The sequence below is a fragment of the Burkholderia sp. Bmkn7 genome, from assembly GCF_041103175.1.
GTDB classification, from domain to species: domain Bacteria; phylum Pseudomonadota; class Gammaproteobacteria; order Burkholderiales; family Burkholderiaceae; genus Burkholderia; species Burkholderia cepacia.
The window spans coordinates 1,226,081-1,243,215 of sequence record NZ_JBGCUH010000003.1 but is presented as its reverse complement, the minus strand read 5'-3'; the positions used below and the strand labels follow the sequence as shown (position 1 = coordinate 1,243,215).

Below are 17,135 nucleotides of genomic sequence, written 5' to 3'. Positions count from 1 at the left end.
CTCGACGACCATGTCCGACAACGCCTCCTCCACCGTGATCCGCCGCGCCGACTACACGCCGCCGGCCTTCCTCATCGATTCCGTCGCGCTCGAATTCGATCTCGCGCCGGCCCGCACGATCGTCAGGAATACGATGCGCGTGCGCCGCAATCCGGACGCCGCGCCCGCGCCGCACCTGGAGCTGATGGGCGAAGCGCTCGAATTCGTCGGCGCATGGCTGGACGGCGCGCCGCATGGCGCCGTGCGCGCGCACGAGCACGGGCTGACGGTCGAGAACGTGCCCGATGCGTTCGAGCTGACGCTCGAAAGCGCATGCGCACCCGACCAGAACACGACGCTGTCGGGTCTCTACGTGTCGAGCGGCAACTTCTTCACGCAGTGCGAAGCCGAAGGCTTTCGCCGCATCACCTACTTCCTCGACCGCCCGGACGTCATGGCGTCGTACACGGTGACGCTGCGCGCCGACAAGGCCGCCTACCCGGTGCTGCTGTCGAACGGCAACCTCGTCGATTCCGGCGACCTGCCCGACGGCCGCCACTTCGCGAAGTGGGAAGACCCGTTCCGCAAGCCGAGCTACCTGTTCGCACTGGTCGCCGGCAAGCTCGTCGCGATCGAGGAGAAGATCACGACCGGCTCGGGCAAGGAAAAGCTGCTGCAGGTGTGGGTCGAGCCGGCCGATCTCGACAAGACACGTCACGCGATGGATTCGCTGATCCATTCGATCCGCTGGGACGAGAAGCGCTTCGGCCTCGAGCTCGATCTCGACCGCTTCATGATAGTTGCGGTCGGCGACTTCAACATGGGCGCGATGGAAAACAAGGGGCTCAACATCTTCAACACGAAGTACGTGCTGGCGAACCCCGAGACCGCGACCGACACCGACTTCGCGAACATCGAGTCGGTGGTCGGCCACGAGTACTTCCACAACTGGACCGGCAACCGCGTGACCTGCCGCGACTGGTTCCAGCTGAGCCTGAAGGAAGGGCTGACGGTGTTCCGCGACCAGGAATTCTCGGCCGACATGGCCGCGGGCGACGCCGTCGAATCGGCTGCCCGCGCGGTCAAGCGCATCGAGGACGTGCGGGTGCTGCGCCAGCTGCAGTTCGCCGAGGATGCCGGCCCGATGGCGCACCCGGTGCGCCCGGAGAGCTACGTCGAGATCAACAACTTCTACACGATGACCGTCTACGAGAAAGGCTCGGAAGTCGTGCGGATGTACCAGACGCTGTTCGGCCGCGACGGCTTCCGCAAGGGGATGGACCTGTATTTCAAGCGCCACGACGGGCACGCCGTGACCTGCGACGACTTCCGCCACGCGATGGCCGACGCGAACGGGCGTGACCTCGCGCAGTTCGAGCGCTGGTACAGCCAGGCCGGCACGCCGCGCGTGTCGGTGCGCACCGCGTACGACGCGGCCGCGCGCCGTTATACCGTCACGCTCGCGCAGGGCTACGGCGACGCGTCGCCGGCCGCGCGCGAAACGCAGCAAGGGCCGCTGCTGATCCCGTTCGCGATCGGCCTGATCGGCCGCGACGGCCGCGACCTGCCGCTGCGCCTCGACGGCGAAGCCGCCGCGGCGGGCACGACGCGCGTGCTCGACTTCACCGACACCGAACAGACCTTCACGTTCGTCGACGTGCCGGAACAACCGCTGCCGTCGCTGCTGCGCAACTTCTCGTCGCCGGTGATCGTCGAGTACGACTACAGCGACGACGACCTCGCGTTCCTGCTCGCGCACGACAGCGATCCGTTCAACCGCTGGGAAGCCGGCCAGCGCCTCGCGACGCGCGCGCTGCTGACGCTCGCCGCGCGTGCCGCCGCGAACGAGCCGCTCACGCTCGGCGAGAACTTCGTGGCCGCCTTCCGCCGCGTGCTGACCGACGCGACGCTGTCGCCTGCGTTCCGCGAACTCGCGCTGACGCTGCCGTCGGAAACCTACCTCGCCGACCAGATGGCGGAAGCCGATCCGGCCGCCGTGCATCGCGCGCGCCAGTTCGTGCGCCGCCAGCTCGCCACCGCACTGCGCGCCGACTGGCTCGCCGCATACGAGCAGCACCAGACGCCCGGCGCCTACGAACCGACGCCCGAGGCTTCCGGCCGCCGCGCGCTGAAGAATCTCGCGCTCGCGTATCTCGCCGAACTCGAGGATCCGGCCGATGCCGTGCGCCTCGCGACCGCGCAATACGACGCGGCGAACAACATGACCGATCGCGCGGCCGCACTCGGCGCGCTGCTGTCCGCCGCGGCCGCCGGCGCGAACGAACCGGCCGAGCACGCGCTCGACGATTTCTACCGCCGCTTCGAGAAGGAAGCGCTCGTGATCGACAAATGGTTCGCGATGCAGGCCGCGCAACGCGGTACGCCCGCGCAGCCGACGCTCGCGAAGGTTCGCAAGCTGCTCGCGCACCCCGCGTTCAACCTGAAGAATCCGAATCGCGCACGCTCGCTGATCTTCAGCTTCTGCGCGGCCAACCCGGCGCAATTCCACGCGGCGGACGGCTCGGGTTATGCATTCTGGGCCGAACAGGTGCTCGCGCTCGACGCGATCAACCCGCAGGTCGCGGCGCGCCTCGCCCGCTCGCTCGAACTGTGGCGCCGCTTCACGCCCGCGTTGCGCGACCGGATGCGTGAAGCGCTCGAGCAGGTCGCCGCCGGCGCGAAATCGCGCGACGTGCGCGAGATCGTCGAGAAGGCGCTCGCGTAACGCAATCCTCCGCATCGCTCACGCGCGAAACGGCCGGTGCCGCCAGTGGCGGCACCGGCTTTTTTATTGCGCGAATACTGCCGGCCCCGGACGCAGTCGCGGGGTCCGACCACGCCCGCTGATGGCGCGCCCCGTGCGTCTTCGCCGCCGGAAACCGGCCCGGCTCGGCCGCCCGGCCATGTAACCGGACGAAAAAAGCGGGCGGCACGGGAGGCGCGACGGGTAAAATTGCGGCCATTCAAGGATTCTTTGGCCTTCTGGAGTCTGTCATGTCCATTGCCCGCCGCACCACGCTGTCGAAGTTCCTGATCGAACAGCAACGTGAGACCAACAACCTCCCCGCCGACCTGCGCCTGCTGATCGAAGTCGTCGCACGCGCGTGCAAGGCGATCAGCTACAACGTGTCGAAGGGCGCGCTCGGCGAGGCGCTCGGCACCGCCGGCAGCGAGAACGTCCAGGGCGAAGTGCAGAAGAAGCTCGACATCCTGTCGAACGAGATCCTGCTCGACGCGAACGAATGGGGCGGCAACCTCGCCGCGATGGCATCGGAAGAAATGGAAACCTTCTTCCCGATCCCGGCGAACTACCCGCGCGGCGAATACCTGCTCGTGTTCGACCCGCTCGACGGTTCGTCGAACATCGACGTGAACGTGTCGATCGGCACGATCTTCTCGGTGCTGCGCTGCCCGGACGGCAAGCAGGCAACCGAGGAATCGTTCCTGCAGCCGGGCACGCAGCAGGTCGCGGCCGGCTACGCCGTGTACGGCCCGCAGACGGTGTTCGTGCTGACGACCGGCAACGGCGTGAACTGCTTCACGCTCGACCGCGAAGTCGGCTCGTGGGTGCTCACGCAGAGCAACATGCAGATCCCGGCCGACACGCGCGAATACGCGATCAACGCATCGAACGCGCGCCACTGGTACGACCCGGTCAAGCGCTACGTCGACGAACTGAACGCCGGCAAGGACGGCCCGCGCGGCGACAACTTCAACATGCGCTGGATCGCCTCGATGGTCGCCGACGTGCACCGGATCCTGAACCGCGGCGGCATCTTCATGTACCCGGCCGACAAGCGCACGCCCGATCGTCCGGGCAAGCTGCGCCTGATGTACGAAGCGAACCCGATGTCGTTCATCGTCGAACAAGCGGGCGGCGCCGCGACGACGGGCACGCAGCGCATCATGGAAGTCCAGCCGACCGGCCTGCACCAGCGCGTGCCCGTGTTCCTTGGCTCGAAGAACGAAGTCGAGCGCGTGACCGGCTATCACGACGAAGCAAAATAATTGCACTGCAGCACTAGACGGAGGTGCGATGCGCAAGTACAATCGCGCCTCTTGATGTGGCCCTGACCGGCCGCATCACAGTGAAGTGAAAGCGGGAAGTCCGCCGGATCGATGGTTTCGCGAAGCAGCGGCAGCAAGCTGAAAAAATTTCGCAAAACCTATTGCCAAGATCCCGGAAATCACCATATAATTTCATTTCTCTGCTGCCGGTGTAGCTCAGTTGGTAGAGCAGCGCATTCGTAATGCGAAGGTCGTAGGTTCGACTCCTATCTCCGGCACCAAGACATAAAGGTCTGACAAGCATCGCTTGTCAGACCTTTTCTCTTTTCCGGCGCCGAAATCGTGCGCCCGCCGTCTCGCCTCACCCAGTCCGCTTGCGGGCATCCCCGGACTCCCGTATCACGCGCCGACGACTACAATCGCCGGACACTCCACCCTCGCCCCCTTCTTCATGCGCACCTGGCGTATCGAGCGAGCGAATCTCGCCGCGCAGCTGGACGTGTCCCGCACGACGCGCCTCGTCGCCGCGATCGGCGGCAACGAGCCGAACGCATTCGCGGCCGAAATCCTGACGCTGTTCGACGACGCGCTGTCCATCACGCAGTGCACGATCTTCGCGTACGAGTTCGGCAATCGCCCGCGCACGATGTCGGTCGCCGATCATCGCGGAGGCCGCTACCTGCGCGACCTCGCCGACACCTACGCACGACATTTCTACGCACTCGACGGCAACCAGCAGATCGTGTCGACAGCCCATCTCGGTACACGCCGCCACGATCTGCTGCTGCACCAGCAGGCCGGCGACGAGATCGATCACGAAGCGTATCGTGCCGCGTGCTACCGCGGCCCCGACGTATCCGACCGGCTGGCGCTGCTGATGCAGCCCGGCGATGCAACGTGGCTGTCGATCAACCTGTACCGTGCGCATCGCAGCGGCACATTCCAGCCGCGCGAGATCGCCGCAATCGAAGCGCTTGCGCCACTGATCGCGCAGGCCGCAAGGCATCACTACGCGCTCGCCGGTGCGGCGCAGATCGGTATCCCGCAACGGATGCTCGCGCGACTGCGCCATGCATGCCCCGATTTGTCCAAGCGCGAGCTCGACGTGCTGCGTGGCGTACTCGACGGCCAGACCGCGCACGAGATCGGCGAGACGATCGGCGTGAAGGCATCGAGCGTCGTCACCTACCAGAAGCGCGCATACCGGCGCCTCGGCATCTCGAGCCAGCGCGAGCTGTTTGCGCTGTGCATGCAGCCGTGAAACGTCGCGGCCTGCGTTGAGCCCCTCGCTGTACCCGAATTGGGGACAACCGACGCACGACCGGCTTCCATACTGTCCCGACCTGTTGCGCGCATCTTTGCGTCGATGCACGCACGTCAAACCGGACTCCCCTGGAAGCCAACGATGGATATCGACTTCAAGCCCTACCCGTTCGTCGCCGAGCGCCATCCCGCGCATCTGCCGGCCTGCGACGACGGTATCGATACGCACCGGCATCGCGTTGCGATCGTCGGCGGCGGCCCCGTCGGCCTGGCCGTCGCGCTCGGCCTCGCGAACCACGGCATCCGCAGCGTGCTGATCGAGGCCGACGACGCAGTCTGCCACGGCAGCCGCGCCATCTGCATCTCGCGACGCAGCCTCGAGATCATCGAGCGGCTCGGCGCGCTCGACGACTTCCTGCGCAAGGGGCTGCCGTGGACCGGCGGGCGCAGCTTCTACCGTCGCGACGAAGTGCTGCATTTCACGATGCCGCAGGACGAAAACCAGAAGCTGCCACCGATGGTGAATCTCGCGCAGTATCACATCGAGCAGTTCCTGCTCGACGCCGCGCTGCGCCGCCGCGAACTCATCGAGATCCGCTGGCAGACGAGAGTCACCGGCGTGACCCCGCAACCGGACGGCGTGCGCCTCGACGTCGACACGCCGCCCGGCGGCTACGCACTCGACGCCGACCGGGTCGTCGCGTGCGACGGCGGGCGCAGCACGATGCGCGACGCGCTCGGCCTGTCGCTCCGGGGCACGAGCTACGAGGGCCGCTACGTGATCGTCGACATCGCGCTCGACAGCGACCGGCCGACCGAACGACTGGCGTACTTCGACCCGTCGTCGAATCCGGGCTCGACGGTGCTCGTTCACAAGCAGCCCGACAACGTGTGGCGGATCGACTACCAGTTGCGCGACGATGAGGATGCCGAAGCCGCCGTAAAACCGGAGAACGTGATCCCGCGCGTGCAGAACCTGCTCGACATGATGGGCGAGCGCGGCGACTGGTCGCCGATCTGGATCACGATCTACAAGGCGAACGCACTGACACTCGAACGCTATCGGCACGGGCGCGTGCTGTTCTGCGGCGACGCCGCGCACCTCGTGCCGATCTTCGGCGTGCGCGGCGCGAACTCGGGCATCGACGATGCCGACAACCTGGCATGGAAACTCGCGTACGTGACGCGCGGGCTCGCATCGGACACGTTGCTCGACAGCTACTCGGACGAACGCGTGTTCGCGACGCACGAGAACCTCCGCTACGGCACCAAGAGCACCGAGTTCATGGCGCCGCCGTCATTCGCGTTCGAACTGATGCGCAAGGCCGTGCTGTCGCTCGCGGTCCGCCATCCCGCACTGCGTTCGCTGATCAATCCGCGCCAGACGACGGCCATCGCGTATGCGACGTCGCCGCTCAACGCGGCCGAACGCGACACGTTTTCGGCCGGCCCCGCGCCCGGCACGGTGCTCGCCGAATGCCCGCTGATGCTGTACACGGCACACGGCAGCGACGTGCGCCGCGGCCATCTGACCGACCTCGTCGCTCCGCGCTTCACCGCGTTCTGCTTCACCGCGGACGGCGTGCCCGATGCGACGCTGGCCGATCTCGAACGCCGCCTGCAGGCTGCGCGGATGCCGTTCGCGCTCGTCACGCTCGCGCGGCATGCGGCACCACGGCAACCGGCCTGCGGCGGCCATGACGTCGACGGCCGGCTGTTCGACATGTACGGCGCGCGCGACGGCACCGTCTATCTCGTGCGTCCGGACGGTCACGTACTCGGCCGCTGGCACGATGCGCGCGCCGGCGACGTGGCCGCCGCACTCGAACGCGCACTCCATCCTTGCGCATCGACCGATCCTCAGGAGACCACATGATGACGGATACCGAACGCGACACCCTCTACACCGACCTGTGCCGCACGATGACGCGGATCGGCGAAGCCGATGCGTCGCTCTTTCTCGCCCGCTTCGCACTGCTGTCGATCGAGGCGATCGGCGACACCGCGACCGTCGCACGGCTGATTGCCGACGCAAGCGACGGCTTGCCCGCCGCGAACATGCAGGCTCCGACGCCCGGACGGTGACGCTCACGGCCGACCGGTTTCACCGGCGGCCATTTCTTACAGATTCATTTCGCCGCGCATCGCCCGTGCGCCAGCCTCGCCGTATGCAGACGAATTCCCTGGAAAATCCCGTTAAGGGTGCATAACATTACTTAACGATTCCGACCCGTCTATCGCGTTACATTGCGTGGGCGGCGCGGCGGGTCGCAATGCCGCCTTCATTCAGCTTGCGGCGACACAGCCGACGTCCGGTCATTCGACACAACACAAGGAGAGGATCACCATGACTCATGGCTTGATTATGTGGCTCATCATCGGCGCGATCGCCGGCTGGCTTGCCGGCTTGCTCGTCAAGGGCGGCGGCTTCGGGCTGATCGTCGACATCATCGTCGGGATCGTCGGCGCAGTGATCGGCGGCTGGCTCGCCGGGCTGCTCGGCATCAGCATCGGCAGCGGTTTCATCGGATCGGTGATCGTCGCGGTCGTCGGTGCGGTGATCCTGCTGTTCGTGATCCGGCTATTCAAGCGAGCGGCCTGACGCTTCTCTCCACGCGCCTTCGGGCGCGTTTTCGCATCAGGCCGGCGCGCGGCCCGTTCGCCGCGCGCCACTGGCCCGTTCAGCGCGTAACGCGCTGCAACCCGCCGTCGAGCACGTCGGCCGTCAGCAATCCGCTGCGCGCTTCGCGTGCGCCATCGCGCACGATCCAAACGGTGCGCGGCACGTCCCCTCTCCATCCCGCATCGAGCGCCGCGCGAAGCCGCTCGGGCATCGGCTCGGCGTTCGCGTACTACGCGACCTGCGGTGGCAGATTCATCTGCGCGAGTGCGCGGGAGATCGCCGCGCCGTTGTCGTCGTACGCATCCATTGCGACCATCGCGAGCTGCACGTCCGGACTCGTAGCGATCTTCGGGCGATTCTCGGCGCTCGTGTAGATCGGCTCCGGCATCGCGTCGACGGTGACGGGTGCGGACAGCGTGCGACCTGCGTCGTCGGAATGCGCGACGACGACATGCGCGCCTTCGACCCACGCGCCCCACGGCCGGTGATACGTGTCGAATGCCGCCCCCGTCGCGAGCGGCTGCTTGTGCTGCGCGGGCGCGGCATGCGAATCGGCGGCCTTCGGCACGTCGTGGGTGTCGTGCGCACCGGCAGTCGACAGCAACGCGCACCACAACGCGCCGCCTGCCGCGAGCGACTTCACAGCGACCATTTCAGTTCTCCATAGAAAGTACGGCCCGGATATGGATGGAACACGTAGTAGCGGCGGTCCGTCAGGTTGTCGATGCCGACCGACGCGGTCCAGTGACGGTCGAAGCGGTAGCGCGCCTTCAGGTCGACGATCGTGAACGAGCTCGTGCCGCCGTAGACGTCCGGGTTCACGTCGCTGTTGTCGAGCGTGTTGAACTGGCGGCCCGAATAGCGCACACCGACGCTCGCGAGCCAGTGTTCGTCGAAGCGATAGGACGCGAGCAGGTTTGCACGCATGCGCGGAATACGCGGAAAGCGCGAGCCGACGTACGCGGGATTCGCAGCATCGGCGAGGATCTGCGCGTTGCTCGCCGACACGTTCGCGTCGAAACCGAGGCCGCGCAGCCCGACGTTCTCGCCGCTGAACGCAAGTTCGACACCGCGCACGCGCACGCGATCGACGTTCGAGATGTTGGTCACCGTCGTCGCACCCGACACCGTCGTCTGGCTGTAGATCGAATCGCGCAGATCGCTCTGAAACACGCTGGCACGCACGACGCCGACACCCACGTCGCGTTCGGCCGTGAAGTCCCAGTCGATCGCCTTTTCCGGCCGCAGGTTCGGGTTGTTGTTGACGATTGCGTTGTTCGAGATCGTGCCCTGGAACAGTTCGCCGACCGTCGGGTAACGCGTGCCCGTCGCGAACGACAGCCGGAAGCGCCAGACGTCGGTCGCATCCCATTGCAACGCAACTTTCGGCGACAGCGCATTCGCGCTGCGATCCGCATAACCGAGCGTGCCGCTCGCGTTACCGAGCGCGCCGCCGTACGCATCCCAGCGTTCGTAGCGCAGCCCCAGCGTCGCGAGCCAGCCCGGTGCGAAGCGCCACGCATCCTGCCCGAACAGCGCCTGCGTGCGCGTGTCGCCCCGATAGGTGCTCGCGAGCGACGTGGTCGGCCCGGCCAGCCAGTCGGCCGTGTTGTACGTGACGTTGCGCAGGAAGTAGTTGTCGTAGTGATAGCCGAACGTGAACGTGTGGCCCTTCACTTCCGGCGCCTCGGCCTTCAGGTCGAACGTGCGCCAGCCGGTGCCGTCTCCCTGGAACAGCGTGCCTGCCCCGCCCTGCACGGTCGACGCCGAGCGCTGCACGTCGCGCGACACGTCGTACGCGGACACGACGCCCGACAGGCGCCAGCCTGAATCGAGCCGGCCGTTCAGCCCGAGCGCGTACAGCCAGTTCTCCTGGTCGCCGCGCTGCGGCGCGAACGCATTCGGCGCAACGGTCATGTTCCGGCCACCGATCGACACGTTGCCGCCGTAGACCGGATTGCCGGCCGCATCGCGCAGGAAGGTTTCGCCATGCTGCCGGTAATGGTTCTCCCAATGCCCGAGCGTGAGCGTCGCGTCGACGTGGTCGGTGAACGCGTAGCCCATCCGGATCGTCTCGTTGAGCTGTTCGGTCCGCTCGATCGTCTGCGCGCCGACGATCGTCCGCGGCTTGCCGTTGGGCCCGATGTCGGTCGCGGCGCCGCTCACGGGCACGGCGGCGCCGAGCTTCGGGTTGTACGCCGAATTGGGGCTCGCATATTGCATCGGCTGACCGTTGTTCTCGAGCCGGTCGAGCGACAGCGCGAACCAGAACCGCCCGACGCGGTTTGCGATCCGCGCGGTCTGGTGATTGCCGCCGAAGCTGTCCGCGAATCCGTAGCCGTCGTGGTAGCGCTGCGTAAAGAACTGCGTCGACAGCGACGCCTCGAGCTTTTCCGGCCGGCGCGTCGTGAGCAACACGGTCGAGCCGATCGAGTTGCCCGGGTACAGCGCGGAAAACGGGCCATAGAGCACGTCGACGCGCGCGATATCGTCAGGCGGAATCAGCGACCAGCGCGGCGGGTACGCGTAGCTCGAGCCGAGCAGGTTCGACAGCAGCACGCCGTCGGCGTAGACGAGCCCGCGCGCGCTCTGCAGTTCGTTGAAGTCGCGACCGGCGAACACGCTGTTGCGGTCGCCGATATAGCGCTTGCGGACCATCAGGTTCGGCGCGTACTTGAGCGCGTCCTCGGTGGTGACGTTGGTATGCGATTCGATCTGCTCGCGCGTGATCGATGTGACGACGGCCGGCGTATCCGGATCGACCGGTTGCCGCTGCGCGGTCACGCTGACCGCGGTCAGCGTACTGCCGGCCGGCACCGGCGAAACGGTTGCGGTGGCGGATGCCGGCGCGACGGTCTCGGCGGGACGCTCGACACCACGGCGGGCAGTGTCGACACGCGTATCGTCAGTTGAAGCTGCATGGGCGACAGGCCATGCGAACGCGGCCGCGCATGCGAGCGCGAGCCGCCCGCGCGACGGCCGCGCGGCGAAGGAGGAGGACATGAAGGGATTCCTGAAAACGTGATCGGACGCCGCCGGACACGAGCACGCGCACCGCGCACGGACGGCGCGGCACGCGGCCCGGCCGCGAGCGGCACGCGCACCACCGGGGCGCGCGGACGACATCAATCAGATCGGAGCGTGTTCAGGCGGCGCGCGAGGCTGCGCGAGACGGATACCCTTGCGGGGGCAATCGGGAATGACGGGGGCTGCCGCGCGGTAGGCGAACGTCCGCACGAAACCCGGCAGCGCGGGCAGGCTCGTACCGAGCGCCACGTTCGCCGCGAAGCCGGGGCAGTACACGCAGTGCGGCACGCCGGCATGGTCGAACGACGGCGCATCGTGGTCGCCGCCGGCATGCGCGAGCACGATCTGGCGCGCGCCCGCTGCACTGCACAACTCGAGGGTGAGCTCGCCGGAGCCGCTCGAGGCGAGACGCGCATAGCCGACGACGGGCGACAGTACGTTCAGTACCAGCGCCAGCCATACGAGGCTGATCCATCGCGTCGTTCGTTTCATCGCGGTCCAGGAAAAAGTGCGCGCAAGTATAACAAGCGGCCCGATTGTTGCCGATTCCGCACGACTCGATAGTCGGCATCGCAGCGCGCGTCTGAGCGCATGTGCCGTTAATACAACAGAGACAAAATCTAACGATTCGCCACTGGCATAAATCCAAGCGCGAGGATGATAATCATCGAACCTGCTGGAGAAATGACCATGGACGAAAGACCAACTCGCATGCCACCGCCCGAGCAAGTGATGAGCCCGGATCCGGAACCCGTCGGCGTGGAATTCCTCGCCGAATTGCCCGACCACGTACGGGCATTCTTCGACGAGCAGCACAAGCTGTACTCGCCGAAGTGAACGCCTGTTCGGTTCTGTAACCGCCACGTGTCGATCATCGCTATCGTGCGGTTCATCATTGCGCATCGCGCGCAACTCGCCTCGCACCCGGGCCGCAACAGCCTGACGGTGCCGGATCAGCTCGCCTGCTGATTCCTCTGTCGCGTCGCTACGCCGCGCGACTGTCTTCGTCTATCCTTCTGGTTTTCCACGTCCGGCCCGCCCGGCTCTCCCGATCGTTCCGATGAAGCAAGCCATTCGTGCCAGCGTCGCTGTCGCCGCGCTCGGCGTCGCCCTCTTTTCGTCCCCGCGCATCGCCGTTGCGGACGGCGACGACACTGCCCTCACCAACATCGTCGCGCTCGCGTCGCAGCGCCTCGCGCTCGCTGAGCCGGTGGCTCGATGGAAATGGGCGAATCACAAGGCAATCGAGGACCGGCCGCGCGAAGCGGCGCTGCTCGAATCGGTCGGGAAGCGCGCGGCACAGGCCGGCGTCGATCCCGCGTTCGCGCGGACGTTCTTCGACGATCAGATCGCCGCGAGCAAGGATGTGCAGAATGCCCTGTTCGCAACCTGGCGCGCGACGCGTCCGCCGGAAGGCACGCCTCCCGATCTCGCGACCAGCACGCGCCCGGCGCTCGACCGGCTGACGCAGAAAATGCTCACGGGGCTCACGCAGGTCGCGCCGCTGCGCGATGCGCCTGATTGTCAGGCGCGGCTCGCGCGCAGCATCGCGAACTGGAAGACGCTCACGCGCTACGACTCCACGCAGACGCAGGCGCTCGACACCGCACTGTCGCACGTCTGCTCGGCCGGCGGCGCAAGCGCAATCGGCTGATACGACGGTCGCGCCGGGTCAACCCGCCTGGCCCGCAGGCGTGAGTGCGGCGAGCGGAATCAGTTGCAGGCCGCGCGCGAGATGCGTCTGAAGCAGGCGGTGGGTGAAGGGTTCGAACGCGCCGGCCGCCCCGTCGGCCGCGAGCTGCGCGGCCGCGTCGAGCGATTCCGCGACGCCGAGATAGCGCCACCCATCGATCACATGAAACAGGCGGCGCTCGCCGCTCGCTTCGAACGCCACGGCGCCTTCGAACGGCCAGGGGGCATTGCCGACACGGGCCGTCTCGGCCGCAGGGCGCCGGTTGTACGACGGACGCAGCCCGGCGATCCATTGCGCTTCCGCGAGCATCGCCCCCAGTTCGTTACCCGTCTCGCGCCATTCAACGCGCCGCACCTGCTGCGCAAGCCGCATTTCCTTCGACGACCGACGCTCTCCCGTCAACAACGCGCGCAGCCGCTGCCGCACGCGTACGCTGCGGCCGACGTACAGTGGCGCGTCGCCCTCCCCGAACAGTGCGTACGCGCCGCACCCGGCCGGCGCGGTATCGAGCCAGGCTTCGGTCAGGTCGCCGCCCAGACGGAAGTGGCGCGTCGTGCGCGCGATCTGATCGCGCAGCCGCTCGAGCGGCACGATGTCGTGCAACTGGCGCCAGAACTGCCACAGGAGATCGGCATCCGCCAGCGCCCGGTGGCGTGCTGCCGGCACGAGGCCGTGGCGCTCGATCAACGCGTCGAGCCCGTGCCGCGTTTCACGCGGGAACAGCGCACGCGACAGCCGCACCGTACACAGCACGTCGGGATTGAACGCGAACCCGGCGCGCTCGAATTCGGCCCGCAGGAAACCTCGGTCGAAGCTTGCGTTGTGCGCGACGAAAAGCTTGCCGTCGAGCCGCTCGAACAAGGCCGGCGCCAGCGATGCGAACGACGGCGCGTCGCGCACCATCTCGTCCGAAATACCCGTCAGTTGCTGGATGAACGGCGGAATCGACTGCCCTGGATTGACGAGCGTCGTCCACGTCGACACGCCGAGCGGGCCGATTTCGACCACGCCGATTTCGGTGATGCGATGTTCGGCGGGCGAGCCGCCCGTGGTTTCAAGGTCGACGAAAACGAGCGGCTGTTCGCTGGCCGGATCGGACGGACGGGGGAAATCGGACATGAAAAGACTGGGAAACGATGCTTCCGTGAGTATGCACCGGCATCCCTGTTCGCGGCCAGCCCGAACCGTATTGTTCCGTCCCCGGAAAATGAAAAGCCCCCGCCATGCGGGGGCCGGACGTGATCGGCAATGCGTGGCGCGTCAGACCGCCTGGATATTCGCTGCCTGCTTGCCTTTCGGCCCGACTTTCACGTCGAACGAAACACGCTGGTTTTCCTTCAGCGTCTTGAAGCCGTCCATCTTGATTTCGGAAAAGTGCGCAAACAAATCTTCACCACCATTGTCCGACGTAATAAAGCCGAAACCTTTAGCATCGTTAAACCATTTCACGATACCGGTATCCATGTCTTCGTTCCCCACTCGATTAGATCAAAAAAGCTATTTTTATAGCCGTTTCCCGAAATCCCGAAACATCGCGCCAGCAACTGCACCAGCACCAGCACGCCGCCCGAGGACGGAGTGCTCACTTTATAAATTGGACAATCCGGGTGCGTCAAGAAAATTTTTGATGATCGTTTTATCAAAAAAGTGCTAATGCCATTGGAATCGGTACACCATCGCCCTTTATTAATTGATTCGAGTCGAAAACCTGTCAACATTACCGGGGTGGGAGTTCCAATAATCTCGACCCTGAAATTTCTACCGGGGACAAATCGCCTCGGTAAAATCCTCGGGTTTTTTCCGGGTTGCGGAAATGCGGGGACATTGCGATGCTCATCCAATGCCGGAAGGAAGGAGAAGGTCATGTGGCTGGACGGAATCAAGCGCTTCGCGAGCCGACTCGGACGCGTACGCCGCAAGTCCCGCGCTCTGGCAGAGTCCGCGCGCGAAGCGCCGTGCGACACCGAGTTCGATACGACCTGGCACGGCGATCACTGGCAGAACCTGCTTGCATCGCCTCTCGATGCCCGTCACTACGTGATGGAAGACTGGACATACACGCCGCCCCCGAACGAAGCCGAGGAGGCCGCGCCTGCGGCCAAGCGCAAGCGGCGCTCGTACACGCAGTAGTGCGCAGCGGCGGGGCAAAAAAAAAGCGCGACTGGGAAGTCGCGCCGACAAAGGTTTGGAGATCTTTTCCGTCAACGAAAAAGTCTGCTTCGGAAAGCAGAGATCGCAGTATAGCGAGAGAACAACCTTTCATTATCCATGCTCCACACAAACCTCTATTGCCGATGTGTCAATAATCGCGCTATGACCGCCGTCACCTGCCGCTGATTACCTGTCGCGATCGCGCAACATCCGTTACGCAGTCCTGAGCGCCATTTTCTTTCGTTGCATCGCCGCAAACCCTTGCTGGACAACCGTTTGCACTACCCCGACGATCTTTGCGGATTCCAAAATACATTATTGCTTAAAGCGCATCCCTCCCCCGCTGCGCGCACTCCTTACACTGCAGATGGCTTTTTGAAAACCGCACCGCCGCTCTGCCGGATCGGCCGCAGCGTCAAGCAGAACATGCCAGTCCGCAGCAGGTTCGATCGACATCATCCTGTTTGGAGACAGATCCATGAAAAAAACCCTGATCGTCACCGCGTTGTCGGGTGTATTCGTTACGGCAGCCCATGCCCAGAGCAGCGTGACGCTCTATGGCCTGATCGACGCCGGCATCACCTACACGAACAATCAGCACGGCCACAGCGCCTGGCAGGAAACGAGCGGTTCGGTCAACGGCAGCCGCTGGGGCCTGCGCGGCACCGAAGATCTCGGCGGCGGCATGAAAGCGATCTTCACGCTGGAAAATGGTTTCGGCATCAATAACGGCGCGCTGAAGCAGAACGGCCGCGAATTCGGCCGGCAAGCGTTTGTCGGCCTCGCACACGACAGCTACGGTTCGCTGACGCTGGGCCGGCAGTACGACAGCGTCGTCGACTACCTCGGGCCGCTGTCGCTGACCGGCACCCAGTACGGCGGCACGCAGTTCGCCCACCCGTTCGACAACGACAACCTGAACAACTCGTTCCGGATCAACAACTCGGTCAAATATCAGAGCGCGAACTACGGCGGCCTCAAGTTCGGTGCGTTGTACGGGTTCTCGAACTCGACGTCTTTCGCGAACAACCGCGCCTATAGCGGCGGCGTGTCGTACAGCTACCTGGGCTTCAACTTCGCCGCGGCCTACTTGCAGTTGAACAGCGACGTGAACGCGCTCGCGCAGGCAGCGACCGATCCGGGCGCGGTGACCGGCGACTGGACCTTCGCCTCGCGCGTGCAGCGCACCTGGGGCGCCGGCCTGAACTACGGGTTCGGCCCGGCCACGGTCGGCTTCGTGTTCACGCAGACGCGCCTCACCGGCATCCGTGCAATCAGCGCGGGGCAGTCCGGCGTGTCCGGTGGCATCACGGGCCTCGGCGGAACCGCGCGCTTCAGCAACTACGAACTCAACGGCCGCTACGCGCTGACGCCGGCGCTGTCGCTTGCCGGCTCCTACACGTACACGCAGGGCCGCCTGGCCGGCGACAAGCCGACCTGGCACCAGTTCAACCTGCAAGCCGACTATGCGCTGTCCAAGCGCACCGACGTCTACCTGCAGGGCGAGTTCCAGAAGGTCAACAACGACGGCCTCGACCTCGGCGCCAACATCAACGGGCTGGGCGCCGCGTCATCGACCAACAAGCAGATCGCGGTTACGGCCGGCATGCGCCATCGCTTCTGAGCGACCGGCACATCCGCTGCACGCCGGATGACGAAGCGCCCCGTCGGGGCGCTTTTTCTTTGCCGGACTGCGCCGGGTATCGCTCAGGCGTTGTCCCGCGGCGGGTAGCGAACGTCGAGCACGTCGATCGGCTGCGGGCCGGCCGGTGTCATCAGCATGACGGTATCGCCGATCTTCGCCTTGATCAGCGCACGCGCGACCGGTGAAATCCAGCTGACGCAGCCGCGATCCAGATCGACCTCGTCGATCCCCACGATCGTGATCGTATGATCCTCGCCGTCCGGCGTCTCGTAATCGACCGTTGCACCGAAAAACACCTGGTCGACATTCTCCTGCCGGCTCGCATCGACGACTTCGGCAAGATCGAGCCGCTTCGTCAGGAAGCGGATGCGGCGATCGATCTCGCGAAGCCGCCGCTTGCCGTAGATGTAGTCGCCGTTTTCCGACCGGTCGCCGTTCGATGCGGCCCAGGACACGAGCCGCACGACCTCGGGACGCTCGACGTCGATCAGGTTCAGCAGTTCGTCCCTCAGCCGCTTGTGGCCGGCCGGCGTGATGTAGTTCTTCGCGCCCGCCGGAATCGCCGGCTGGGTCTGGTCGAGATCGTCGTCGTCGCCGTCCGACTCTTTGACAAACGCCTTGTTCATGATGCAGGTTCAACGTGGATGACTGATGCTCCAAGGGTACACGATGGGGGCCCCGGCAAGGCTGCGCAGAACAATTCGCGAATAAGGCTTCCCTTTTTATACAACCCTGCTATAATTTCG

At 65.5% G+C, this 17,135-nt stretch carries 16 protein-coding genes, 1 tRNA gene and 2 pseudogenes; 11 read left to right on the top strand and 8 right to left on the bottom strand.

The window, feature by feature from the left end; genetic code table 11:
- Positions 1-10 precede the first annotated feature (10 nt).
- The 7 genes from pepN to AB3K92_RS27245 all read left to right on the top strand — a co-directional run bounded on the left by pepN (position 11) and on the right by AB3K92_RS27245 (position 7,852).
- Entirely contained in the window at positions 11-2,704 is a 2,694-nt protein-coding gene (pepN, locus tag AB3K92_RS27275) for an aminopeptidase N (protein WP_059485245.1), read from the top strand.
- A gap of 269 nt (positions 2,705-2,973) precedes the next feature.
- Positions 2,974-3,987, top strand: coding sequence for a class 1 fructose-bisphosphatase (locus tag AB3K92_RS27270; RefSeq protein ID WP_006485729.1), 1,014 nt, complete (start codon positions 2,974-2,976; stop codon positions 3,985-3,987).
- Positions 3,988-4,192: 205 nt separating this feature from the next.
- Positions 4,193-4,268, top strand: a tRNA-Thr gene (locus tag AB3K92_RS27265).
- A gap of 170 nt (positions 4,269-4,438) precedes the next feature.
- Positions 4,439-5,248: a helix-turn-helix transcriptional regulator gene (locus AB3K92_RS27260; protein WP_219706756.1), complete on the top strand. Its 810-nt coding sequence runs from the start codon at positions 4,439-4,441 to the stop codon at positions 5,246-5,248.
- 144 nt (positions 5,249-5,392) lie between these two features.
- Complete coding sequence (locus AB3K92_RS27255) at positions 5,393-7,126, top strand: FAD-dependent oxidoreductase (RefSeq protein ID WP_219706757.1); 1,734 nt, start codon at positions 5,393-5,395, stop codon at positions 7,124-7,126.
- Positions 7,123-7,335 (top strand): hypothetical protein, encoded by a 213-nt coding sequence (locus AB3K92_RS27250; RefSeq protein ID WP_021163939.1) that lies wholly within the window; start codon positions 7,123-7,125, stop codon positions 7,333-7,335. The genes AB3K92_RS27255 and AB3K92_RS27250 overlap by 4 nt, the downstream gene beginning before the upstream one ends.
- 262 nt (positions 7,336-7,597) lie before the next feature.
- Entirely contained in the window at positions 7,598-7,852 is a 255-nt protein-coding gene (locus tag AB3K92_RS27245) for a GlsB/YeaQ/YmgE family stress response membrane protein (protein WP_027788093.1), read from the top strand.
- A 79-nt stretch (positions 7,853-7,931) separates the two neighbouring features.
- Here the strand turns inward: AB3K92_RS27245 and AB3K92_RS27240 are convergent.
- The 4 genes and pseudogenes from AB3K92_RS27240 to AB3K92_RS27225 form a co-directional block, all read right to left on the bottom strand.
- Positions 7,932-8,207 (bottom strand): annotated as a pseudogene (locus tag AB3K92_RS27240) (TlpA family protein disulfide reductase); the annotation flags it as partial.
- A pseudogene (locus AB3K92_RS27235) lies at positions 8,202-8,525 on the bottom strand (exo-alpha-sialidase); the annotation flags it as partial. The pseudogenes AB3K92_RS27235 and AB3K92_RS27240, both read right to left, overlap by 6 nt.
- Positions 8,513-10,876 (bottom strand): TonB-dependent receptor, encoded by a 2,364-nt coding sequence (locus AB3K92_RS27230; protein ID WP_369466198.1) that lies wholly within the window; start codon positions 10,874-10,876, stop codon positions 8,513-8,515. The pseudogene AB3K92_RS27235 and the gene AB3K92_RS27230, both read right to left, overlap by 13 nt.
- A gap of 126 nt (positions 10,877-11,002) precedes the next feature.
- Positions 11,003-11,392, bottom strand: a complete 390-nt coding sequence (locus AB3K92_RS27225; RefSeq protein ID WP_369466197.1) for a DUF2946 domain-containing protein — start codon at positions 11,390-11,392, stop codon at positions 11,003-11,005.
- Between the two features lie 198 nt (positions 11,393-11,590).
- On the opposite strand from AB3K92_RS27225, the gene AB3K92_RS27220 reads away from it, so the two are divergent.
- Complete coding sequence (locus AB3K92_RS27220; RefSeq protein WP_006756195.1) at positions 11,591-11,737, top strand: hypothetical protein; 147 nt, start codon at positions 11,591-11,593, stop codon at positions 11,735-11,737.
- A gap of 223 nt (positions 11,738-11,960) precedes the next feature.
- Entirely contained in the window at positions 11,961-12,554 is a 594-nt protein-coding gene (locus AB3K92_RS27215) for a chorismate mutase (protein WP_059619167.1), read from the top strand.
- Between the two features lie 18 nt (positions 12,555-12,572).
- Here the strand turns inward: AB3K92_RS27215 and AB3K92_RS27210 are convergent, their stop codons facing one another.
- The 3 genes from AB3K92_RS27210 to AB3K92_RS27200 all read right to left on the bottom strand — a co-directional run bounded on the left by AB3K92_RS27210 (position 12,573) and on the right by AB3K92_RS27200 (position 14,458).
- Positions 12,573-13,712 (bottom strand): exonuclease domain-containing protein, encoded by a 1,140-nt coding sequence (locus tag AB3K92_RS27210; protein WP_060275885.1) that lies wholly within the window; start codon positions 13,710-13,712, stop codon positions 12,573-12,575.
- Positions 13,713-13,853: 141 nt separating this feature from the next.
- Entirely contained in the window at positions 13,854-14,057 is a 204-nt protein-coding gene (locus AB3K92_RS27205) for a cold-shock protein (protein ID WP_011351289.1), read from the bottom strand.
- Positions 14,039-14,458 carry a hypothetical protein gene (locus AB3K92_RS27200; RefSeq protein ID WP_369466196.1) on the bottom strand — a complete coding sequence of 140 codons (420 nt, stop codon included), beginning with the start codon at positions 14,456-14,458 and terminating at the stop codon, positions 14,039-14,041. The genes AB3K92_RS27205 and AB3K92_RS27200 overlap by 19 nt, the downstream gene beginning before the upstream one ends.
- Between AB3K92_RS27200 and AB3K92_RS27195 the strand changes: the two genes are divergently transcribed.
- Both AB3K92_RS27195 and AB3K92_RS27190 read left to right on the top strand, forming a co-directional pair.
- Positions 14,457-14,723, top strand: coding sequence for a hypothetical protein (locus AB3K92_RS27195; RefSeq protein WP_048024307.1), 267 nt, complete (start codon positions 14,457-14,459; stop codon positions 14,721-14,723). The two genes, AB3K92_RS27200 and AB3K92_RS27195, sit on opposite strands and share 2 nt — an antisense overlap.
- 499 nt (positions 14,724-15,222) lie before the next feature.
- Positions 15,223-16,368 (top strand): porin, encoded by a 1,146-nt coding sequence (locus AB3K92_RS27190; protein WP_021163930.1) that lies wholly within the window; start codon positions 15,223-15,225, stop codon positions 16,366-16,368.
- Positions 16,369-16,451: 83 nt separating this feature from the next.
- On the opposite strand, the gene greB is transcribed toward AB3K92_RS27190, so the two are convergent.
- On the bottom strand, positions 16,452-17,015 hold the full coding sequence (greB, locus tag AB3K92_RS27185; protein WP_369466195.1) for a transcription elongation factor GreB: 564 nt from the start codon (positions 17,013-17,015) through the stop codon (positions 16,452-16,454).
- Positions 17,016-17,135: the final 120 nt, after the last annotated feature.